Origin of the sequence: Mucilaginibacter defluvii (assembly GCF_039543225.1) — a bacterium.
Classification (GTDB): Bacteria; Bacteroidota; Bacteroidia; order Sphingobacteriales; family Sphingobacteriaceae; genus Mucilaginibacter; species Mucilaginibacter defluvii.
Genome location: NZ_BAABJI010000004.1, coordinates 21169 through 43849 on the forward strand (window position 1 = coordinate 21169; position 22681 = coordinate 43849).

At 46.0% G+C, this 22681-nt stretch carries 16 protein-coding genes; 6 read left to right on the top strand and 10 right to left on the bottom strand.

Annotated elements, in window-relative coordinates; all coding sequences use genetic code 11:
- Positions 1 to 45 precede the first annotated feature (45 nt).
- Positions 46 to 1479: a pyruvate kinase gene (gene pyk, locus ABD960_RS17025; protein WP_345332954.1), complete on the top strand. Its 1434-nt coding sequence runs from the start codon at positions 46 to 48 to the stop codon at positions 1477 to 1479.
- A gap of 223 nt (positions 1480 to 1702) precedes the next feature.
- Here the strand turns inward: pyk and ABD960_RS17030 are convergent, their stop codons facing one another.
- Together ABD960_RS17030 and ABD960_RS17035 are read right to left on the bottom strand one after the other, a co-directional pair.
- Positions 1703 to 2395 carry a response regulator transcription factor gene (locus tag ABD960_RS17030; protein WP_345332956.1) on the bottom strand — a complete coding sequence of 231 codons (693 nt, stop codon included), beginning with the start codon at positions 2393 to 2395 and terminating at the stop codon, positions 1703 to 1705.
- Between the two features lie 16 nt (positions 2396 to 2411).
- Complete coding sequence (locus ABD960_RS17035; RefSeq protein WP_345332959.1) at positions 2412 to 4235, bottom strand: sensor histidine kinase; 1824 nt, start codon at positions 4233 to 4235, stop codon at positions 2412 to 2414.
- A 142-nt stretch (positions 4236 to 4377) separates the two neighbouring features.
- On the opposite strand from ABD960_RS17035, the gene ABD960_RS17040 reads away from it, so the two are divergent.
- From ABD960_RS17040 to map, 3 genes are all read left to right on the top strand, one after another.
- The gene (locus tag ABD960_RS17040; RefSeq protein WP_345332962.1) at positions 4378 to 5289 is read left to right on the top strand and encodes a T9SS type A sorting domain-containing protein; all 912 of its coding nucleotides are present in this window, start codon (positions 4378 to 4380) and stop codon (positions 5287 to 5289) included.
- Between the two features lie 266 nt (positions 5290 to 5555).
- The gene (gene uvrA / locus ABD960_RS17045) at positions 5556 to 8423 is read left to right on the top strand and encodes an excinuclease ABC subunit UvrA (protein WP_345332965.1); all 2868 of its coding nucleotides are present in this window, start codon (positions 5556 to 5558) and stop codon (positions 8421 to 8423) included.
- Between the two features lie 80 nt (positions 8424 to 8503).
- Positions 8504 to 9265, top strand: coding sequence for a type I methionyl aminopeptidase (map, locus tag ABD960_RS17050; protein WP_345332967.1), 762 nt, complete (start codon positions 8504 to 8506; stop codon positions 9263 to 9265).
- An 87-nt stretch (positions 9266 to 9352) separates the two neighbouring features.
- On the opposite strand, the gene ABD960_RS17055 is transcribed toward map, so the two are convergent.
- Positions 9353 to 10438 carry an acyltransferase family protein gene (locus tag ABD960_RS17055; protein ID WP_345332969.1) on the bottom strand — a complete coding sequence of 362 codons (1086 nt, stop codon included), beginning with the start codon at positions 10436 to 10438 and terminating at the stop codon, positions 9353 to 9355.
- 71 nt (positions 10439 to 10509) lie between these two features.
- Between ABD960_RS17055 and ABD960_RS17060 the strand changes: the two genes are divergently transcribed.
- Positions 10510 to 11697, top strand: a complete 1188-nt coding sequence (locus ABD960_RS17060; RefSeq protein ID WP_345332971.1) for an anhydro-N-acetylmuramic acid kinase — start codon at positions 10510 to 10512, stop codon at positions 11695 to 11697.
- Positions 11698 to 11699: 2 nt separating this feature from the next.
- Here ABD960_RS17060 and ABD960_RS17065 read toward each other — a convergent pair whose 3' ends face one another.
- The 5 genes from ABD960_RS17065 to ABD960_RS17085 form a co-directional block, all read right to left on the bottom strand.
- Complete coding sequence (locus tag ABD960_RS17065) at positions 11700 to 12266, bottom strand: putative glycolipid-binding domain-containing protein (RefSeq protein ID WP_345332973.1); 567 nt, start codon at positions 12264 to 12266, stop codon at positions 11700 to 11702.
- A gap of 73 nt (positions 12267 to 12339) precedes the next feature.
- Entirely contained in the window at positions 12340 to 14469 is a 2130-nt protein-coding gene (locus tag ABD960_RS17070; RefSeq protein WP_345332976.1) for a carboxy terminal-processing peptidase, read from the bottom strand.
- 192 nt (positions 14470 to 14661) lie between these two features.
- A complete protein-coding gene (locus ABD960_RS17075; protein WP_345332979.1) occupies positions 14662 to 15285 on the bottom strand; it encodes a hypothetical protein in 624 nt (207 codons plus the stop codon).
- Positions 15286 to 15367: 82 nt separating this feature from the next.
- Positions 15368 to 16210, bottom strand: a complete 843-nt coding sequence (locus tag ABD960_RS17080) for an isoaspartyl peptidase/L-asparaginase (RefSeq protein WP_345332981.1) — start codon at positions 16208 to 16210, stop codon at positions 15368 to 15370.
- A 243-nt stretch (positions 16211 to 16453) separates the two neighbouring features.
- A complete protein-coding gene (locus ABD960_RS17085; protein ID WP_345332984.1) occupies positions 16454 to 17374 on the bottom strand; it encodes a cyanophycinase in 921 nt (306 codons plus the stop codon).
- Between the two features lie 153 nt (positions 17375 to 17527).
- On the opposite strand from ABD960_RS17085, the gene cphA reads away from it, so the two are divergent.
- On the top strand, positions 17528 to 20158 hold the full coding sequence (gene cphA / locus ABD960_RS17090; RefSeq protein ID WP_345332986.1) for a cyanophycin synthetase: 2631 nt from the start codon (positions 17528 to 17530) through the stop codon (positions 20156 to 20158).
- A gap of 191 nt (positions 20159 to 20349) precedes the next feature.
- Here cphA and ABD960_RS17095 read toward each other — a convergent pair whose 3' ends face one another.
- Together ABD960_RS17095 and ABD960_RS17100 are read right to left on the bottom strand one after the other, a co-directional pair.
- Positions 20350 to 21915 carry a M28 family metallopeptidase gene (locus ABD960_RS17095; protein WP_345332989.1) on the bottom strand — a complete coding sequence of 522 codons (1566 nt, stop codon included), beginning with the start codon at positions 21913 to 21915 and terminating at the stop codon, positions 20350 to 20352.
- Between the two features lie 88 nt (positions 21916 to 22003).
- Complete coding sequence (locus ABD960_RS17100) at positions 22004 to 22501, bottom strand: thioredoxin family protein (RefSeq protein WP_345332991.1); 498 nt, start codon at positions 22499 to 22501, stop codon at positions 22004 to 22006.
- Between the last annotated feature and the right edge of the window lie 180 nt (positions 22502 to 22681).

The following is a 22681-nucleotide window of genomic DNA, read 5'->3' on the forward strand; positions in this document are numbered from 1 at the left end:
ACTAACACCATACCTATATTTAAGATACAATAAATCAACCCATATATGAAATTAAACTACAACCGAACAAAGATTGTTGCCACGATGGGCCCTGCATCGGCACAAAAAGACGTACTGTTGTCAATGATAAAGGCAGGCGTTAACGTTTGCCGTCTTAATTTTTCGCACGGTAAAACCGAAGACCACAAAAAAACAATTGACCTGATCCGCGAGATCAACGAGCAATACAAAACTAACGTGGCCATCCTTGCCGACTTACAGGGGCCAAAAATTCGTATAGGATTGGTAAAAGACGGCGGTGTGCACCTGGTTAATGGTTCAAAAATTAAAATGACCACGCACGAGTGCATCGGAGATGATGATCAGATCTACATCACTTACGAAACTTTTCCGCAGGATGTAAAGGTTGACGAGATTATTTTGCTGGATGACGGTAAACTGCAATTGCGCGTGCTTGAAACCAACCGCGTTGATACCGTTATTTGCGAGGTTGTACATGGCGGTATACTTACATCACGCAAAGGTGTTAACCTGCCAAATACTAAGGTATCTATCCCGAGCTTAACTGAGGAAGACCTTGCTAATCTGCATTTTGCATTGGATAATGACGCTGAGTGGATCGCGCTTTCATTTGTTCGCGAAGCTGAAGATATTGTACATGCACGCCGTGTGCTTAATTCGCGCAACAGCCCTGCGCGCATCATCGCTAAAATTGAAAAGCCCGAGGCTATCGATAATATAGACGAAATTATTGCGGTAACCGATGCCATAATGGTTGCCCGTGGCGACCTGGGTGTTGAAATGCCGATGGAGCAAGTACCGTTGCTGCAAAAAATGATTGCCAGCAAATGCCGCGCGGCCTCAAAACCGGTTATCGTAGCTACGCAGATGCTTGAGTCAATGATCACAACCCCGCGCCCAACCCGCGCCGAGGTTAACGATGTGGCCAACTCTGTACTTGATGGCGCTGACGCAGTTATGCTGAGCGGTGAAACATCAGTAGGCGAATTCCCGGTTATCGTTATTGAAACTATGGCTAAGATAGCCCGCAACGTTGAAGAATTAGGTTATCCGTTCTACAGCAAAAAAGGCAAGCTTGATAACCAGGAGCCAACGTTTTTAAGCAATGCCATTTGCGGATCGGCCGTTTACCTTGCCGAGCAAACTGATGCAGCAGGTATTGTAGCCATGACCACTTCAGGTTACACTGCTTTCGAAATTTCAAGCCACCGCCCTAAAGCGCCAACCTTTATCTTTACATCAAACAAGCAGCTTTTAAATTCATTGAGCCTTGTTTGGGGTGTTAAGGCATTTTATTACGATAAACTGGACAGCACTGATCAAACCATCAGCGATGTAAACAACGCGCTGAAATCAGAAAACCTGATCCAGACCGGGGATATCGTAATAAATACGGCATCAGTGCCAATTGTAACGCAAGGCAAAACCAATATGTTAAAAGTAAGCGTTGTTGAATAAACAACCGGATAGCATAAAAACAAGAAAAGAGCTGTAAGTAATTGCAGCTCTTTTTTTGTTAGTAGATCCCAGCAGCACAAACCTTTTCAAATAGTTTATCGAGGCTGCCGAAATAGTAATCGTAGTAAGTTCTCACTATTCTCATGGCATTTCAATTTTCAAGTTTATAGTATATGCAATATAACAAAAACGTTACGATAACAACAATATTTTATTAATTGTTTTAATTGATAAGCAGCTTATAACCACGGCCATGCACGTTAATTATTTCTACATTCGGGTCGTCTTTCAGGTACTTGCGTATTTTGCTTAAAAACACGTCCATACTGCGGCCGTTAAAGTAATTATCATCATGCCATATATTTAGCAGCGCCTCTTCGCGGGTAAGTACCTCATTTTTGCGCATGCACAGCAACCTCAACAATTCAGCCTCCTTGGTTGATAGTTTTTGCACCTGTTCGCCAATGATAATTACCTGGCCTTTATAGTCAAAACTATAACGGCCTATCTTAAACTGGGTTTGCTGTTCCTCTGTCTTTTTCTCGCTGTTCTCTGATCGTTTTAAAAGCGCGTTTATACGTAGCAACAGCTCCTCAATACGGAAGGGCTTGGTGATGTAATCATCGCCCCCCAGGTTAAAGGCCTCGGTCTTATCCTCTATCATGCCTTTGGCCGTGGCGAAGATAATGGGAATATGCTGGTTGATCTTCCGGATATCCTTACCCAGCGTAAAGCCGTCTTTTTTAGGCATCATTACGTCGAGTATCAGCAAGTCATACGTGCTTTTGGTAAACGCCCTGAGGCCCTCGTCGCCATCTTTACATAATACAACATCAAACTTGCCTTTAAGCTGCAGGTAATCCTGTAATAGCAAGCCCAAGTTAGGGTCATCTTCAACAAGCAGTATCTTCTTCATTTGTGGGGTAAGGTAATCATGCCAGCGGGAATTTCAATTCAAATTCCGAGCCTTTTTCTTTTTCTGATCGAACGCTGATGGTGCCGTTAAGCTTTTTAACGATAGAATTTACATAGCTCAGGCCCAGGCCAAAGCCTTTAACATCGTGCAAATTACCGGTAGGTATGCGGTAAAACTGTTCGAATATTTTGGCCTGCTGATCGCGGCTCATGCCTATGCCTTTATCGGCAACTTTAATTATGATGCTGCTATTTTTATTCAGGGAGCTTATGCTGATCACCGGCGCATCCTTACTGTATTTGATAGCGTTATCGATCAGGTTATACAGCACATTCGAGAAATGCAGCTCATCGGCAATAATCATCGGCTTTTCGGCTTCCAGCTCAGTAGTTACTTCAGCGCCGCATTTTTGCAGCTTAAGCGCCATGCTGTCCAGCACCAGGCTAACCATCTCGTTCACATCAACCGGTTTGGTGTCGAGCTTAAAGTCATCCTTCTCTAAACGGGCAATGTTTAATACTCTTTCAATATGGCTGCCCAGGCGCACGTTCTCCTCATATATAATATTGGCCAGGCGCGATACACGGGCTTTGTCGCCTGTCATTTCATCATCTTTAAGCGCTTCGCTGGCTATCATGATGGTTGACACCGGGGTTTTAAACTCATGCGTCATGTTGTTGATGAAGTCGATCTTCATCTCTGATATCTTTTTTTGCCTGATAATGGAGAATATAGTATATCCGAAGCAAAACACCAGCACCAGCAAAAGACCGGCGGTAGTGGCCATGCTTGCTCCCATCCTGCCCAGTATCAGCGAGCTTTTTTGCGGAAAGGCGATCCTGATCTTGCCAGGATCGTTCACCATCTCATTACTAAAAATGGGCGTTTGATAGGTGTTGGCGGCCACAAACACTGGCTTGGTGCCTTTACTGGTATCCATGGCGTTGGCAAATATCAGCGAATCATTATTAGCGGTAAGCACCTCGTAGCTAAATGGCAGATATATGCCTTTATTATGCAACTCAAATCGCAGCAGCGAGTCAATCCAAAATTTACTTACCCTCTTGGTAAGCGGCTCGTTGGTTTTACTGTATTCTTCGGCAAGGTTCTCGATCACCGTGGTTTTGGCCGTACTTTTAACTTCCGGAGCCTCTGTTATTGCCAGGTTTTGCAGCGAATCTACTTCAAGCAGGCGCTTTATTTTATTGAGCTGTTCCTCTTTCCTGATGCGATCCTGCTCCTGCTGCCAGAGTGGATTAATGCGCGGCACGGATATGATCTGCTTACCAAACTGCGGATCGAGGTAAACATACCGTAGGGTATCGTATTTTTTAACCTTGATCTTTTTTACACGCTTTTCGGGTTTAAGATCGCGGCGCACCACTTCCGGTATCATGCGGCCATATACATCACCATATTCATCGGTATATTCCTCAACCCTTATCCTGAAATTGTATACATCCTGCAGCAGTTCCTCCTGTGTTTTACGCAGGCTCATGCGGTTGAGGCTATCGCGCAGCAGTGCTCGTTTTTTTTGATCGAGCTTTTTATTGTTTTTCTTTGGAGCGGGAGTCGCATTAGCGCTTTGCGTAATGGTTATCTGTTTTTGTTTTATCCTTACTATACGGTCGTTATCGTTCGCCTTGGCATTCAAAAACTTCATGGCATCCTGCTTGGCTACCTTGTTGGCTACATTATTAAGCGCCTCGTTTACGGTCTGGTCAAACAGTTCAGACTGCATAAGGTATGATTGCCGCAAAAAATAAAATTGCATGGCCATTACCCCCAACAGCGCGAAACCCATCAGGCCAATTATTAATCCTATACTCCTTTTCTTCATCCTTAACTACAAATGTAGGGCAATTACACTTTTTGTTAAGCCATTTAACAATATTTAACAATTAAACTCAACCATTTAACATCTTGGTATTTAGCTAATTGATAGCTTTGTGAAAACCAAACGCATACTTAACTCCCATATCATGAAAAAGCTATTATCAAACCCCGGTTTTGAAAGCATATTTGCTTTAAGCCTTGTAGCCATTATTGGCCTGCCACCGCTGGTATCTGCCCAGGATAAAAATAAAGATGCCGAAAAAATTGTAAATAAGCGCATAGAGGTGCGCATTAAGGATGGTGATACCACCGTTAACGGCAAAAACATTAAGGACCTGAAAGGTAAAGACCGCGATGAGGCGCTGAGCTACCTGCCGGGTACCAATGGCGCGCATTTTAGCTTTCGCGATGGTGATAACAAACGCCGGGTTATCATTAAACGCAAAGGCAAGGGCGACGATAAGGACGTGATCATAGAGCGTAGCGACCTGAACAATGGTGACATGCGCTTTTTTAGCGACAATGATGTTTTAGTGACCGATAGCCTGGCTAAGAATATCGATATTAAGATCAAAAAGCTGGGCGACCCCGCCATGGCATTCGATTACCGTAGAAATTGGATAAACGGATCTCCTGAATATACATCCCTAAGATCGGTTAGGCTACCATATAGCTATAATCGCCGAAATACGCAAAGCTTCAATTATAGCAATGTAGATAATGAGGGCATCAGCACCAACATCAGCTACAAAGTAACTGATGCCCCGAATGCAACCAACCCAAAAACTGGTAATCCCGAAGCCAACATTCTTAACCTGGAAAGCATTTACCTCACGCCAAACTTCGCTACCGGTAATACCCTACTTAGCTTTACGCTTGACAGCAAAACCGCCGCCGAAGTAATTTTTAAAAACAGCGACAATAAAGTGTTATGGACAGGCAAAGCTACTGACGGCAAATTTACCAAAGCATTCAGCCTGCCGCTAAACGGCGCATATTATCTGACGGTAAAACAAGGTTCAAAATCAGTTACCAAAAGAATTGTTAAGGAAGATTAAGCTTTAAACCATATAGCTTTAAAAGCCATTTTGACCTGTTTATATCTACCAAGTCGAATGGCTTTTTTGTTTATATTCACTCAGAAACAAACCCCTGAAAGCGACGATGGTTTAAATGACATTAGCCTACATGAAATGATTTGCTTTTTGCTAAACATTTTAGGATTTTTGCACTTTCTTATTTTAGTCGATAGCTGATAGCCCATAGACCATAGTCTATGCCTTATCTTCACCATTGACTATGGACCATTGACCATAAGCTGCTAATGATAAACGAAGCCGAAAAAGACGCTCAACAAAATATCATCATAAAAGGTGCCCGCGTGCACAACCTTAAAAATATTGACGTTGCCATACCTAAAAACAAACTGGTAGTGGTTACGGGCATGTCGGGGTCGGGCAAATCGTCACTGGCGTTTGATACGCTGTACGCCGAAGGGCAGCGCCGCTATGTAGAAAGCCTTTCATCATACGCCCGCCAATTTTTGGGCCGCATGAACAAACCCGATGTAGATTATATTAAAGGCATAGCCCCAGCTATCGCTATTGAGCAAAAGGTGATTACCTCTAACCCACGCTCAACCGTGGGTACATCAACCGAGATATATGATTACCTGAAACTGCTTTTTTCGCGCATCGGCAAAACGTATTCGCCGGTGTCCGGGCAAATTGTAAAAAAAGACAGCGTTACCGATGTGATCAACTTTATTATGGCCCTGGCCGATGATACGCAGGTAACCATTTTAGCTCCGCTGCATCCGCATAACAACCGCAGCCTGAAGGAAGAACTTGCGGTATTGTTGCAAAAGGGTTTCGTAAGGGTGGAGTACAATGGCAAACTGGCTCGTATTGAGGCTTTGCTGGAGGATGAGAGCATCGCTGCCGATAAAGAGATTGACACAAAGCCCAAGAAGGGCAAAGCCAAAACAGCAGAGCCTGAGACAGCAGACTTTGTTGTGCGAATTGTAATTGACCGCATAACCAAAAACAGCGAGGAAGAAACCATAAGCCGCCTGGGCGATAGCATACAAACCGCCTTTTTTGAAGGCAAAGGCGATTGCTTTGTACGCTGGCAACAGCAGGACGAAGACGCTGAGCAGGAACGCTTTTTTTGCGACCGATTTGAGCTGGATGGTATGCGCTTTGAAGAACCATCGCCAAATTTTTTCAGCTTTAACAACCCTTACGGCGCCTGCAAAAAGTGCGAGGGCTACGGCAAGGTGATCGGCATTGACGAGGATTTGGTTATCCCCGATAAAAGCAAAACCGTTTACGAGGGCGCCATTGCCCCATGGCGCGGCGAAAAAATGCGCGAGTGGAACGACCGCCTGGTGAAGAACGCCATTAAGTTTGATTTTCCGATCCATCGCCAATATAACCAGCTAACACCCGAGCAGCAGCAACTGCTTTGGAAAGGGAACAGCTATTTCCAGGGGCTTGACGCCTTTTTTAAGGAACTGGAAGAACAAACTTACAAGATACAATACCGTGTACTGCTTTCGCGCTACCGCGGTAAAACCACCTGCCCCGAGTGTAAGGGCAGCCGCTTACGCCAGGATGCATCTTATGTTAAGATAGATGGTAAGTCGATCACCGATATTGTGTTGATGCCGCTGGATACAGCTTACCAGTTTTTTAGTGAGCTGCAACTATCACAACACGACGAAACCATTGGCCGCCGTTTGCTTACTGAGATCGCCAACCGTTTGAATTTTTTGAACGATGTGGGTCTAAGCTATCTTACACTTAACCGTTTGTCAAACACACTTTCGGGCGGTGAGTCGCAGCGTATAAACCTGGCTACCTCATTAGGCAGTAGTTTGGTGGGCTCGGTTTACGTGTTGGATGAACCAAGCATAGGCCTGCACCCGCGTGATACCAACCGGTTGATCGGCGTACTAAAATCTCTGCGTGATGTAGGCAATACCGTATTGGTTGTGGAACATGAGGAAGAGGTAATGAAAGCCGCCGACCATATCATCGACATTGGCCCCGAAGCCGGTACACATGGCGGCAACCTGGTTTTTAGCGGCAATTACGGAGAGATCATCAAGGATGAAAACAGCCTTACCGGAAAATACCTGAGCGGCAGGGAAGAAATTGCTATCCCCGCTCACCGCCGTAAATGGAACGATCATATCACCGTAAAAGGCGCCCGCGAAAATAACCTGAAGCATGTAACGGCTAAATTCCCGTTAGGGGTATTAACGGTGGTAACGGGTGTATCAGGCTCGGGCAAAACCAGTTTAGTAAAACGTATATTACACCCGGCCCTGCAAAAAACACTGGGTAACTACAGCGGTGAACAAACCGGCGCTTATGATGCCATTGAGGGGGACTACAACAAAATTGAGCAGGTTGAACTGGTAGATCAAAACCCGATAGGCCGCTCGTCGCGCTCAAACCCGGTTACTTACGTTAAGGCCTGGGACGAGATCCGCAACCTTTACGCGGCACAACCGGCAGCTAAAGCAGGTGGCTTGAAGCCATCGGCCTTCTCCTTCAACGTGGAGGGCGGCCGTTGCGATGTTTGCCAGGGCGAAGGCGAGGTGAAGATAGAGATGCAGTTTATGGCCGATATATTCCTGACTTGCGAGGCCTGCAACGGCAACCGCTTTAAACAGCATATATTGGACGTTACCTATAACGAGAAGAACGTAGCCGAAGTACTGAACCTGACGATTGACGAGGCGCTGGAATTTTTCGCCAAGGAGACCAAGATCATCAATAAAATAAAACCTTTGGTTGATGTTGGTTTAGGGTATGTGCAGTTAGGGCAATCATCAAATACCCTGTCGGGCGGCGAGGCGCAGCGTATTAAGCTGGCATCATTCCTGGTTAAGGGTAACAACACCAGCAAAACCATGTTTATCTTTGATGAGCCAACCACAGGCCTGCACTTTGCCGACATTAAGAAGCTGTTAAAATCGTTTGATGCGCTTTTGGAACACGGTAATACGATCATTGTGATAGAACACAATATGGACGTAATCAAGTGTGCCGATTGGGTGATCGATATCGGCCCCGAGGGTGGCGACCGGGGCGGCAATGTGGTATTTGAAGGCCTGCCCGAAGATTTGATTAAGGAAAAGAACTCCTACACCGGGGAATATTTAAAGGAGCGGTTTCAATAATCATTATTATCCATCCGCTTAATTTATATCAGGGATGTGCCGCTTAATTTGCATCGCATCCTTTTTGCTAATTTTAAACTATGTCTATTACAACTGAAGAAGAACTGGCCGGGATGAAAGCCATCAGCGAAGTGTGCGCCATCACGCTAAAAAAAATGCGCGAAGCGGCTGTACCCGGCATCACCACTAAAGAGTTGGATGAACTGGGCAATAAAATACTGGAGAGCTATGGCGCACGCTCGGCTCCATACTTAACTTACAAGTTTCCGGGTTATACCTGTATCAGCCTGAATGGCGAGGTAGCCCACGGCATACCTGGCGAAAAGGTTATTCAAAGCGGCGACCTGATCAACATTGATGTTTCAGCAGAGATGAATGGTTTTTGGGCAGATAATGGCTGCTCGTTTGTAATTGGTGAGGATATTCATGGCCATCAAAAACTGGTGGATGCTTCAAAAGCGATCTTGAAAAAAGCCATCTCGCAAATAAAGGGCGGTGTTAAAATAGCCGACATTGGTTTATTGATTGAAACCGAAGCCAAAAAAGCGGGTTACACGGTGATTAAAAATCTTACCGGCCACGGCGTAGGCCGAAGCCTGCACGAAGAGCCGCATGAGATAGCTAACTACCGCGACCGTTTCAACATTACCCGTTTTAAAAAAAACTCAACCGTAGCCATCGAAACCTTTATTTCAACCGCATCAACCATAGCCGAAACCCAAAGCGACGGCTGGACACTAATCGGTAATAAAGGCGGCTTTGTTGCCCAGCACGAGCATACTATACTTGTAACCGGCGGCGAACCGGTTATACTTACCGCCAACAACAGCGTTTGGGATTAAAATCCGGCACTTCATTTTAACAAAGTACCGGGAGAAATTCTCAGCCATCCCACCTAAGTCCTCCTTCTCGGGGAGGATTAGGTGGGGTCATACTTTAATAATGATCTTCCGCTTATATAGCACCCACATAATTACCCAGATCAGCAATACCCAAAATATAGCCATCGCCAGCGAGGCGTTCAATGGCGATAAGTAGGGCTCAAACCATAACTGGTATAAATTGAGCTTGCCCAGGTAATGCGGTATGTACATTGATAGTACGTAGGCCGTTATAGCATTCACCCCAAAGGGGATAAAAAAGCCGGTAAAGCGCGTGCGCCCGTTTACGTCGATCAGCCAGTAACTAATAGCGAGGGCAATGGTGGCTAAACCGCCGGTGTACAGCACAAAAGAGCTTGTCCATAATGATTTATTGATGGGAAAAAACATATCCCATACAAGCGCCAGCACTACTGCGGCAACACCATAAGTCAGCATCCAGGTAACTTTAACACTATCTTCGGTACCCTTTTGTTTAAGCCATGATCCTACCCTGATGCCGAACAAACCAGTACCAATGGCGGGCAAAGTACCCAGCAAGCCTTCCGGATCCCAGGTGCGCGCCTGGCTCCACAAATGATTTTCGGTAAACACCAACCGGTCAAGCCAGGCGCCCATATTTGTTTCGGGTTCCAGGTTGGCAGGGCCATGGCCTGGAACCGGCACAAAACACATGATGATGTAATAGCCGATCAATGACAATGCAAACACCCAATCGCGCGTGCGCTGCGAGGTTTTTATGTACAGCACTGTACAAATAAAGAAAACCACCGCGATGCGCTGCAATACCCCGGGTATCCGCATGGTGGCCAAACCGGGATGGAAAAGCAAATGCGTGCCCAGGCTGATGACGATCAGGATAACCATGCGGCGAAAAGCAGTAAGTATCATTTTACCATGGTTAGCCGGATCAGCCTTTTTACTTTCCATCGCAAAAACGATAGACACGCCGACGATGAACAGAAAGAAAGGAAAGATCAGATCAGTTGGTGTGCAGCCGTGCCATTTGGAATGTTCAAGCGGGGCGTAGATATGCTCCCAGGTGCCGGGGTTATTAACCAGTATCATGGCGGCAACAGTAGCGCCACGAAAAACATCAAGCGATAAAAGGCGTTTTGAAACAGGCTGGCTCATCTCATTAGTTTATTCTCAAACATAAAAATTATAGCTGTCAAAAACACTGATTATAATAACTTTGATTTAACATGGCACTTAACCGTAACCTGCAGCAACTGTTCAACATCGCCCAAAAGGATGAACGGCTGGGGATTGGCCTTATGTCGGGCACCTCGCTGGATGGGTTGGACATCGCTTTATGCCGCTTTAACGGGCATGGTATGCAAACCCGGTTTGAGCTGCTGAACTTTGTTACCATCCCTTACGACGACCTATTTAAAGATGAAGTTCGGCAGGTGTTTGCTAAACGCCAGGCTGATATGGAGCAACTCACATTGCTGAATGCCCACATCGGCAGTTATCACGCGGAACTGATATTGCAAGCGCTTAATCAATGGCAAATAAAACCTGCTGAGGTTGACTACATTGCCAGTCATGGTCAAACTGTTTACCACGCCCCGGCAAGGCAGCATAACCAATCAGGCTACCCCAATGCTACGTTACAGATTGGCGACGGCGACCACATCGCCGTAAAGACCGGCATTATCACCATTAGCGATTTTAGGCAGAAACACATTGCGGGCGGTGGCGAGGGCGCACCCTTAGCTTTGTATGCCGATGTATTATTAGGAAGCGAACCCGGCGAAAGTCGTTTATTATTGAACATTGGCGGTATTGCCAATGCTACCTGGCTGCCCGCTTCGCAAAATTTAAGTGAAGTATTTAGCACCGATATTGGCCCGGGTAACACGCTGATTGATGCTGCCTGCAAAAAGTATTTTGATCAACCGTATGATAAGGACGGCGCTATAGCCCTATCCGGAATTGTAAATAAAATTTTGTTGAAGGCCTTATTACAACATCCGTTTTTTGAGCAAAAGTTACCCAAGACTACAGGGCCAGAAGTGTTTAATCTCGCTTTTGTTGAGCAAATATTATCAGATTTGGAAATCGATACTATTAAGCCGGCGGATTTGATAGCTACCCTTACTGCTTATACAGGTGAATGCATTTCAAACTTCGTAAAAACTTACGTAAACACTTACGTAACCATTTACGCAAGTGGTGGCGGCGCAAGCAATCCGGCAATTATTTCTTACATAAAAAAGAATTTAACGCAAGCAAACGTATTAACAACCGGTGCATTGGGTATTAACCCCGATGCTAAAGAAGCGATATTATTTGCATTACTGGGTAACGAGACTATTGCGGGAGAACCCATCGCCATTGGTAAAAATCCAGCCATATTAATGGGTAAATTCAGTTTCCCTTATTGAGTTTATTGAGTATAGCTATACATGCGCTCAAATAAGCCCGGGTAACTGGTTACCATACCATCGCTGTCAATGGTAAGTTCAGCTGCAAAACTACCATCTGCCACTTCAAATTTATAGGTTTGCTCATTAATGCAGGTATATTTTTGCGTAGTTGTAAAAACGCTATGTGCCATTACATCAAAATACAACACCTCAATTTGGGCTGTTTGGCCCGGCTGTAATTTAAGGCGATTAAAGGGCAGGCTATTGGTAAACGGCGTAACACTTATGTCAACGTCAATGCAATCGCAATGCAACGGCTGGGTATCTGTACCGCCAAGCCACCCACCGGCGATATTTACATAATGCCAACTTCGCGGAGTACCATCACTTATATATTCAATGTAAACTTCCTTACAATTCCAGCCGCTATCAAGCAGCAGCGAGTAATTAACTTCAAACGCCTGCTCATTTACCGTGCCGGCAATGGTTGATGATATGGTTATATCAGTAGCTGATGCCGTAACCAAACAATGCTCCACCGATTTGTAGTCGGCGAGCCGCTTCCATATAACCACTTTCTCTTCCATCGTTTTTACACAAACGCAAACAGCCCGCACTTGTTTATAGTGCGGGCTGTTAACCAATAATTTAGCCGCAATTTTATTTAAAAACTGTGGTAAGCTTGTTATCTGTATTAATATAATCGATCAAGATTTGTCCGGCCTCTACTTTTATAAAGTCCAGGTCCTCATTACGTGGTTTAGTTTGGCCTTTTTTAAGTGCTGGTAAACCCATTGCAATGCGGCGTTGATTAGCGCGGTCAAAGTTACGCTGCTCGTCAGCATCACGCTCTTTTTTAAGCTTTTGTTCGTTTAGCGTAACGCTGGTTTCAGCTTCGGTCTTTTTAAACTCTGCAATGTCTTCAATCAAATATTTATAGCTTGCGCTTTGTGCCATACGTTGCTCGTGCTGCTTTTTAAGCTGAGGCAGCACGGTAGCAAAATCGCCTACCTTTGCGTATTGGCTTTTCGCAATCACGTCATAAGGCAGCGCTGAAGGCTCAGTATCCTCCCCGTATTTATCTAACGGAATGATAGACGGGAAGCTGATATCGGGCATTACACCTTTATGTTGCGTTGAGCCACCGCTAATGCGGTAAAATTTGGCTACAGTAAGGTTTAACTGGCCAAATTTGTTCTGGCTGCCGGTACCTACCGTTTTTGTTTTACCTACAAGCGATGATATTTTTTCGCTTAGTGTGGTGGTAATCACCTTATCCAAATTGATCGCGCTCTGCACAGTGCCTTTACCATAAGTTTGTGTACCTGCTATAATGCCACGACCATAATCCTGAATAGCACCGGCAAAAATTTCAGAAGCTGAGGCACTGAAGCGGTCAACCGCTACAAGCAGCGGGCCACTGTAGGCAATATCCGGATCCTCGTCCTTATCAACCTCAATCTGGTTACGGGCATCTTTAACCTGTACTACCGGGCCATCCTTAATAAATAAACCGGTAAGCTCAATAGCTTCAGTTAACGAGCCGCCGCCATTCTGACGAAGATCGATCACCACACCGTCAACCTTTGCTTGCTTCAGGCTGTCTAATATCAGCTTAACATCGCGGGTTGTACTTTTATAGTTCGGGTTGCCTGAACGGTAATCGTCAAAATCGAGGTAAAAGGCCGGGATGGAGATAATACCGATCTTAAAGTTTTTACCATTCTGGTTATATGTCTTGATCTCTTTTTTGGCTGATTGATCTTTCAAGATGATCTTTTCGCGCACCATTTCAACCACTTTTGGTTTGCTGCCCGCAGTAGCGCCTGCCGGTAAAATCTCCAACCTTACTACAGTACCTTTAGTACCCCGGATGATGGCGATAGCATTCTCTATCCTCCAGCCGATGATATTTTGAAACTCGCCGGTTTTACCTTGCGCCACACCAACAATACGGTCGTCAACACTGATCTGCTTGCTTTTATCAGCCGGGCCACCCGGAACAATGGTTTTGATAGTTACATACTCATTTTCTGATTGCAGCGAAGCGCCTATACCTTGTACCGAACGCGACATCTCGATATTAAAATTCGCCGCGTTTGATGGCGTAAAATAATTGGTATGCGGATCAACAGCCTCGGTAAACGAATCCATAAATATCTGGAATACGTCCGCATTTGACAGCTTGTTCGACTGCGACAGCAGGTTTTGATAACGCTTGCGCAGTGTCTCCTTATTTTTGGCCATATCCTTATTGGCCAGCTTCAGGTTAAGCAGATCGTACTTTACACGACCGCTCCAAAGCTTGTCCAGTTCCTGCGCGGAACTTACCCAAGGAAGCTTTTCACGGTCATAAGTGAAGGTTTCATCCTTAGCATAATCAAAGTTATCGTTGATCTTTTTGATCGAGTAATTAATGCGGTCGTTATAACGCTTTTGGTAAACGTTAAAAATATAAAATACGTTGGCCAGGTTACCGGCTTTCATATCATCATCAAGCATCAGCCTGAATTTTTCAAAATCCTTCACGTCCGACTCAAGCAGGTAATTGTGGTTACCGTCAAGCGCTTTTATATAACGGTCAAATATCACCCCTGAGATGGAGTCGTTCAGATCGATCTTTTTATAGTTGTATTTGGTAACCATTTCGGTTACGTTTTGTAACACGATGGATTGCTGCTCATCAGGCTGCAGATCATTAGAGCCGGGTACTTTTGTAGGTTTTGATGGAGAGGCCTGGCAAGAGAGCGCAGCGCCGATAACCAACACAGCATATAATTTCTTAAACATATCTTTTACCGTTTTTAGGTCGGGGTTTATAACCAACATCAATACTTGTGCCTTTGTAAATTAATAATGTAAAAAAAGACAGCCATCCGGGCTGTCCTGTATCGTAAACTATTGAATAACAATAATACGATATTGTTTGATTTCTATTGTAATTGATGCCTGAAATTACCCTTTTGTTACAAAAAGCTTAATTTATTTTGATTTGGTTTCAGCCGGGGGCATATCGGCATATTTAAGTTCGGCTTTGGGTGCCGAGTTACGTACATCTTTTATGGATTGTATCTTTTTGTCAACTTCTGCCGACTCACTGCGCCAGCCGCGTGCGTTGGCTATGCCGCGTGCCTCAATCAGGTCTTCACGGGCCAGGCTAACATCGCCCATATCAATTTTTACTGATGCAAGCGAAAGCAGGTTCAAAAAAGTGTGCCTGTGGTCATTCTGCAAACGCGATATCCGGTTGCTCTGCAGCAAAAACCATTTGGCTTCTGACAGGCGGTTAAGCTCCATATAAACCTTAGCCAAATCGCTAAAGTTATAGCTGGCTATGTTATATTCGCGAAAGCGCATATTATGCTGGGCGCTTTTCATAAAGCGGTTTTCGGCCTGCGTAAGATCGTAGTAGCTGCGTAGTTTAACCGCCTTGATTGGCACCGGTTTTACCTGCGATGAACCAAGGATGTAATTTTTATTGAAAACATAGTTTTTTACAGGCGCTATCTGCGGGTAGCGTTTATGTTTTAACGGACCGATACGCCACCACTGCGCGGAAGCAGAAAGACCGGTAAAACATAAAAAAAGAAATAAAAAATACTTCATGTACTGCTTTGTAGCGGATTTACAATGGTTTAAACTAATCAAATATAATACTAATCAGCAGATAAACAATAGCTTGCGCCTTTTACTCAAACACTTCTACTTCACCATCATGCAGGGCCCAAACCATGTAGGGGTGGGTATCATCGTGGTAAATATCGCCATTGGCGGCAATGGCTATTATACCTGCGAAACCATTATACGGCTTTAGCTCATCCAGGGTTTTGTCTGACGCGGCATGGAGCGTAAAGCCATCAGTAACGCGGGTAACAATTTTAGCTGCAATGGCACCGCTCACAATATCCTCACCCACCCCGGTGCACGATACACCTGCAAAAGCATTGGCATAATTACCCGCAGCCGTAGCCGAATCGCTCACCCGGCCGGGTATTTCAAAACCCTTACCACCGGTTGATGTAGCTGCCGCGATATCGCCGTAAATATCAAGCGCTACGCAGCCAACGGTACCTAAACGGATAGAGTCGCTCAGTTTTTTTTCATACTCCTTGCGGCGCTGGGGTATTTCGGGGTTATGGTATTTAAAACCATTCTCGCGGGCAAAATCAAGCGCGCCCTTGCCACTGAGCACCCGGTCATCATAAGCCATCAGCTTTTCGGCAATGCAAATGGGGTTTTTTACATCTTCAATATTAATAACGCCCGAAAAGCGTTGCGTTTTACCATCCATCAGCGAGGCGCTGAGGCGTATCTTGCCATCGCTTTGTATCTGGGAGCCGGTACCGGCGTTAAAAAGTTCGCAATCTTCTAACAGGCGCACGGTATATACGGCGGTTTCTAAAGCATTATGGGTTTCAAGGTATTTATATCCTGCCTGAACAATATCGCGCAGGGCCACCTGTTTGGCTTGCTTAACCTCCTGGTTAGTTTGCGATTCGCTAAAGAAGCCACCGTGAATGATTAGTTTCATCTGTTATTAACTGAAGGTTTACTTATTAAATGAATGCTCACCTGTCATTCAGGCATTAACGCAAAAATATATGGTTTATGATTGATGCACAGAGTGACAGACCTTGTTATTCGATATTCTCCTTGTCATGGTGAGCCCGTCTAACCATTCGCCGCCTCTTAGCCCAACGCTCACACCCTTCGACAGCCCAGGATGACATCTTATTATCAACAACTCACCATTCACTTCTGACTACTCACTACTTTATTGCAAGTCGCTAGTATCAGGTACAGTTAAAAACACTCCCTCTTCTATTTTTACTGCCTTTTTGATGAGCATGCGGTGCTGGTGCAACTCATACTTATCAAATATCGACATTACGTGCACCTTCAGGTTTTCGATAGAAACCGGGCTGCCTATCTCCACATCGTAAATATTCGTTTCTACAATGCTCTTCCCATCTACCAATATAATCAGCCCGGAGCCGATGGCTTCCATCACGTTGCCTTCCGTTACCAGCAGGCCAGCATCCTCGCCCAAACCTATGCCGAGTATGCCGGGATTGCTGGCTACTGCGTAAAATAAACGCCCGATGCGGCCACGCTGTACAAAGTGGGTATCAACAATAACACCGTCTATAAAACCTAAACCGGCGGTTATCTGCACTTCACCCTTTACCAGGGCCTCATTGCTTTGCCCACGGTAGATCATGTGCGTTGATGCCGCCGCAGCGCCGGCCGACGTTCCGGCAATTACAAAATGCTCCTTTTGATAGCGTTGTTTCAGTATCTGTAAAAACCGGGTGCCGCCAAAAATAGCGGTAAGCCTAAGCTGATCGCCGCCGCTAAACATTACCACATCCGCTTTGCGTATACGGTCGAGATAGTCCTCGTTCGCCGCATCTTCGCGGCTTTTAATATGCAGCACATTTACATGCTCTACGTTTAACTGGTTAAACGATTTGATGTACTCCTCTCCCACCAGTTCCGGTATTTGCGATGCGGTAGTGATCACCTCGACCGTTGAGCCCTCGTGTTTGGCCGATTCGGTAATTATCCTCCGCAGAATGCCCTTCTCAAAAAACTTGATATAATCAGGCTGTAAAATATGTTCCTGGGCGCTTACGTTACTGCCCATATCAACTGCTCCGCCTATTATGATTAACTTTCCTTTCGGGACATCCATGCCTTTTACCTCCGTTTTTACACAAAGTAATATAAAATAGCCTTAAATCAACACTTTAAATTAAAATTAATGCACTGATAAACATTAAAAACTTTACAGCGTTGATACGTTTCAGTAGATTTAAGCACAAAAACATCAGCCCGGAATTCATACATGAAAATAGAAAATATACAGGTGTTGCGCGGCCCTAACATCTGGAGCATCAGCCGTAAAAAACTCATACAAATGCGGCTTGATCTCGAAGATATGGAGCACCGCCCTACTAACGCCATAGATGGTTTTTACGAGCGTTTAAAGGCGCTCATACCTACTATGTACAACCACCGCTGCTCGCCGGGTGTACCGGGCGGTTTTTTTGAGCGCGTAATTGCCGGCACCTGGATGGGGCATGTAATTGAGCACATCGCCCTGGAGATACAAACCCTTGCCGGCATGTATACCGGTTTTGGCCGCACCCGCCAAACCAAAACCGCAGGCGTGTATAACGTAGTGTTTAACTACGTTGAAGAAAAGGTAGGCATCTACGCGGCCGAAGCTGCCGTGCGCATTGCCGAGGCTTTGATTGAAAGCAGGGAGTACAACCTTGAAGCCGACATTCAGAAAATGCGCGAGATACGCGAGCAAACCCGCTTAGGGCCAAGCACGGGCTCTATCGTTGAGGAAGCTATCAGCCGGGATATACCGTGGATCAGGCTCAACAACCAATCGTTGGTACAGCTGGGTTACGGTAAAAACCAGGTACGTATACGCGCCACCATGACCGAGCACACCAGCAGCATTGCCGTTGATATTGCCAGCAATAAAGAGGAAACGAAACGCCTGCTGCAGGAACAAGCTATACCAGTTGCCAAGGGCATGACCATTGCTTCGGCAGATGAGGTGGATAAGGTGATCAGCCACGTTGGTTTCCCGCTGGTATTTAAGCCGCTGAACGGTAATCATGGCCGGGGCATCAGCGTAAATATTAAAACACGTGAGGATGCTGTTGCCGCCTATGAGCACGCTGCCAAAATATCGCGCAGGGTAATTGTAGAGCGTTATGTTACGGGTTACGATTTCCGTGTGCTGGTGATCGATAACAAAATGGTGGCCGCCGCGCTGCGCGTACCCGCGCATGTTAAAGGCGACGGCACATCAACCATACAACAACTGATAGACAGGGAGAACAGCGACCCGCGCCGCGGTTACGGGCACGAAAATGTACTGACCGAGATAACCGTTGACCGCGACACGCTCGACCTGCTCGAAAAAAAGAACTATACGCTGGATAGTATACCTGCTGACGGTGAACAGGTATTCCTGAAATCGACTGCCAACCTGAGCACCGGCGGCACATCCATTGATGTTACCGACCATGTACACCCGCAAAATATTTTTTATGCCGAGCGTATCAGCAAAATCATCGGTCTGGATATTTGCGGTATAGATATTATGGCTGAAAACCTGACCGAACCGCTGCCTAACACCGGCGGGGTAGTGCTTGAGGTAAATGCCGCGCCGGGTTTCAGGATGCACGTTGCCCCAAGCGAAGGCTTGCCACGCAACGTTGCCGGACACGTATTGGACATGCTTTATCCGCAGGGGAAATCTGCGCGTATTCCTATTATTGCGGTTACCGGCACCAACGGAAAAACAACAACTACGCGCCTGATTGCGCATATTGTTAAAAACAACCGCAGGCGTGTTGGTTACACCACCAGCGATGGCATTTATGTACAAAACACCTTGCTGGTAAAGGGCGATACCACCGGCCCGGTAAGCACCGAATTTATACTTAAAGACCCTACGGTTGATTTTGCCGTGCTTGAAACTGCACGCGGCGGCATACTGCGCTCAGGCCTGGGCTTTACCCGTTGCGATATCGGTGTAATAACAAATATTCAGGAAGATCACCTCGGCATATCAGACATTCACGACCTAGACGACCTGACACGCGTAAAAAGCGTGGTGATCAACTCGGTTAAAAAGGATGGCTGGGGCGTGTTAAATGCCGACAACCCTTACTGTGTGCGTATTGGCAAAAGGGCCGACTGTAACATCGCTTACTTTAGCCGCAGCGAGCATAACCCGGTAATTAAAGAACATTGCAAGCGCGGCGGTATAGCCTGCGTGCACGAGAATGGTTTTATCACCATTATAAAAGGCGACTGGAAGATACGGGTTGAACGCACCATTGCCATACCGCTCACCTTTGGCGGTACAGTGCCTTTCATGATTGATAACGTAATGGCGGCTACCTTAGCTACCTTTTTATGGGGCTTTAAAACTGAGGACATCCGCATATCGTTAAGCACCTTTATACCATCGGCCATACAAACGCCCGGGCGGATGAACATTTTTGACTTTAAGGATTTCCGCTTTATGGTTGATTTTGCGCATAATCCTGATGGTTACAACGGTGTACGAGAGTTTTTATCGCAAATTGATTCGCCACATAAAATTGGACTGATTGCCGGTACCGGCGACCGTAGAGATGAAGACATGCGCGAGTTGGGCCGCATAGCCGCTTCCATGTTCGACCATGTGGTGTTAAGGCAGGAACACCACCTGCGTGGCCGGACCAAGGAGAATATAACAGGCCTGATGATTGAGGGCATGCGCGAGGTAAAACCGGAGATGTCGTATGAGATCATCACCCACAAACCGATTGAGTCGATTGAGCATGTGATAAGCCTTGCCCAACCCGGGTCGTTTATAACCGTACTGAGTGATGCGGTTGAGGGAGCGATTGGTATCGTTCAACGCTTTCAGGAAAAGGAAAGGGATCAATCGATTAACTCCTAAAGCAAAAACCGCTGTAATTTCAAACCAGGTACGAGGAGAAACCTGTAACTTGATTATTAACACATACAGAAAATTAAACAGCCGGCAATCTTTGCTTCTTTTGATCGCTCAAAAGAAGTTTAGGATAAGAGTTTAATATGATGACTATAAACAGAAGAGCCGCAATTATGCGGCTCTTCTGTTTATAAATTTTAATTTGTTCCTTGTGGTTTGGGTTGTTCCTTGCGCGGTATCATCTCGGCACGCTGGGCGGTATGGTAAACAAAAGACGCTACGATGGTAGCGGCTTGTTTCAGGTCGTCCTCAACCAGGCGGTCGTAAGTATCCTGGTTGGTATGGTGGGTGCGGGTGCCGTAGTCCAATGCGTCCTGGATGAACTGGAAGCCCGGGATACCCACCGCGTCAAACGCTAAGTGGTCGGTACCACCGGTGTTGCCAACGGTAACGGTGCCTGCGCCCAAATCTTTAAACGGATCAAGCCATGCCTGGAATATTGGTCCGGCGGCACTGTCGCCCTGTAGGTAAATACCGCGTATTTTACCGGTACCGTTGTCCAGGTTATAGTAAGCTGATATTTTCTTTTGATCAGGTTTTAGCTCCATGGTTTTAGGGTCGCCTAAATGATTAAGCACGTAGTTGCGCGAGCCATGCAAGCCCTGCTCCTCAGCACTCCATAAAGCAACGCGGATGGTGCGCTTGGGTTTAAAGCCAACAGCTTTAAGTATACGCATAGCCTCCATCATTACGGCGCTGCCTGCTGCATTATCTGTTGCGCCGGTAGCGGCATGCCATGAGTCGAGGTGACCGCCAAGCATCACCACCTGATCTTTCAGCTTCTTGTCAGTACCCGGAATTTCAGCAATTACATTGTACTCCTGCATATCCTCGGTAAAAAATTGCGTTTTTATGTCGGCCTCGAGCTCCACTTTCTGTCCGCCTTTTACCAGCCGTAAAATACGCAGGTAATCCTCGCCGCTGGTTTCCAGTTCGGGGGCAACAGCCTTGGCCGTGTCGGCATATGATGCGCCGTTGGTGGTAAATACCGTACCATCAGTACCACGGGCCATACTTAATATCAGGCCAACGTTTTCGGATTTCAAAAATTCGTTGATCGCGGTACGCATTGCCCTCGCGCGGCGCATGGCGGCAAACTGCGGCGAGTTAGCAAAGTTAGCGGGGCGTTGCTGGCGGGGGCCTTGCGGTTTAGCCTCGGCCATTTTGGTAAGGGTGCTGTCGGCATAACGCTCAGCATCGGCGGTAAAGCCGGGCTTAAGGGTAGTGGCTACATCAAATATCACCACTTTGCCTTGCAACTTGCCTTTGTATTTATCCAGATCGGTAATGGTATCAGCCTTAACAAGCACCACTTCACTTTTTATAGGGCCGTTGGTGCCAGGCGTCCAGGCTTTTGGTATAGCGATGATGGCATGATAGTAAGGCACGGTGATGGCGGCATAGTTTTTTTGTACTTCCCAGCCTTTACCGAATTTACCCCAGGGTTCGCGTTTGGCGTTAACCAGGCCCCATTTGGTAAACTGGCTTACCGCCCAGTTTTGCGCACGTTTTAACCCCGGCGATGCGGCCAAACGCGGCCCCGATACATCCGTAAGGTAAAAAGCGGTTTCCATTACTTTGGAGCGCTGCAAGCCTTCCTCCCGGATTTTTTGCACCATAGCAGCGTCAACCTTCTCCTGCGCGAATGCGCCCGAGGCAAGGCCTGTTAGCAACAAGCCCGAGATAAGTAGTTTTCGTTTCATATTAATACGTCAGTCAGTTTGATACCAAAACTATTTATTTTTAAGCTGAAGCGCTTTAACAATGTTGTTACAGGTAAAGCTTATATCATTACTTCGCTTTTTTACTATAGGTCTTCGGATCAAGCGCGGCAGGTGCCCATCCCTGTAAAAATTCCATCACCTTGGCTTTGCTGTGCCCCTTGCCTTCTTCCAGATAGCCCGAGTTTTGCGTGTGCAGGCGGTTGCCCTTGTCATCCAGTATTACAAAAACCGGAAAGCCGAAACGCTGCGGATATCCTAACGAGGCCAATGCCGCTTCATTCATATTCTCCTTGCTGTAGTTAAGGTGAACGGTTACATAATTGTCATTCAGGTATTTATTCAGATCGGTATCTTTGGTCACCAATTCATTAAACCTGAGGCACCATATACACCAGTTGCCGCCGATTTGCAACAGTACGTTTTTATGTTCTTTCGCGGCTTGTTTAACGGCCTGGCTTATTTGCAGCCTGGCATCGGCGCTGGGGTTGTACAATTTGGCTGTATCCTGGGCGTTAACTATATAAGCAGATACTGTGAACAGGAGTAGTAAGAGCGTTTTTTTCATCGTGAATGTTTTAAAAAAATAAATGTAGTTTTTTAAAACAAAAGGCAATCAGATTTATATAGTAAAAATTGTTAAATCCGCCTTAAAAAATCGTGATTTTTTAATTTTCCACATTGCAAAATGCCGATATTTTAACTTCCTACGGTAGGGTATACCAAAAGCGATGAACAACTATGTTGG

Excerpts from the sequence above, each read along its gene's own strand:
- pyk (WP_345332954.1), top strand. The coding sequence starts at position 46 with ATGAAATTAAACTACAACCGAACAAAGATTGTTGCCACGATGGGCCCT.
- ABD960_RS17030 (WP_345332956.1), bottom strand. The coding sequence starts at position 2,395 with ATGAAGAAGATACTGCTTGTTGAAGATGACCCTAACTTGGGCTTGCTA.
- ABD960_RS17035 (WP_345332959.1), bottom strand. The coding sequence starts at position 4,235 with ATGAAGAAAAGGAGTATAGGATTAATAATTGGCCTGATGGGTTTCGCG.
- ABD960_RS17040 (WP_345332962.1), top strand. The coding sequence starts at position 4,378 with ATGAAAAAGCTATTATCAAACCCCGGTTTTGAAAGCATATTTGCTTTA.
- uvrA (WP_345332965.1), top strand. The coding sequence starts at position 5,556 with ATGATAAACGAAGCCGAAAAAGACGCTCAACAAAATATCATCATAAAA.
- map (WP_345332967.1), top strand. The coding sequence starts at position 8,504 with ATGTCTATTACAACTGAAGAAGAACTGGCCGGGATGAAAGCCATCAGC.
- ABD960_RS17055 (WP_345332969.1), bottom strand. The coding sequence starts at position 10,438 with ATGAGCCAGCCTGTTTCAAAACGCCTTTTATCGCTTGATGTTTTTCGT.
- ABD960_RS17060 (WP_345332971.1), top strand. The coding sequence starts at position 10,510 with ATGGCACTTAACCGTAACCTGCAGCAACTGTTCAACATCGCCCAAAAG.
- ABD960_RS17065 (WP_345332973.1), bottom strand. The coding sequence starts at position 12,266 with ATGGAAGAGAAAGTGGTTATATGGAAGCGGCTCGCCGACTACAAATCG.
- ABD960_RS17070 (WP_345332976.1), bottom strand. The coding sequence starts at position 14,469 with ATGTTTAAGAAATTATATGCTGTGTTGGTTATCGGCGCTGCGCTCTCT.
- ABD960_RS17075 (WP_345332979.1), bottom strand. The coding sequence starts at position 15,285 with ATGAAGTATTTTTTATTTCTTTTTTTATGTTTTACCGGTCTTTCTGCT.
- ABD960_RS17080 (WP_345332981.1), bottom strand. The coding sequence starts at position 16,210 with ATGAAACTAATCATTCACGGTGGCTTCTTTAGCGAATCGCAAACTAAC.
- ABD960_RS17085 (WP_345332984.1), bottom strand. The coding sequence starts at position 17,374 with ATGGATGTCCCGAAAGGAAAGTTAATCATAATAGGCGGAGCAGTTGAT.
- cphA (WP_345332986.1), top strand. The coding sequence starts at position 17,528 with ATGAAAATAGAAAATATACAGGTGTTGCGCGGCCCTAACATCTGGAGC.
- ABD960_RS17095 (WP_345332989.1), bottom strand. The coding sequence starts at position 21,915 with ATGAAACGAAAACTACTTATCTCGGGCTTGTTGCTAACAGGCCTTGCC.
- ABD960_RS17100 (WP_345332991.1), bottom strand. The coding sequence starts at position 22,501 with ATGAAAAAAACGCTCTTACTACTCCTGTTCACAGTATCTGCTTATATA.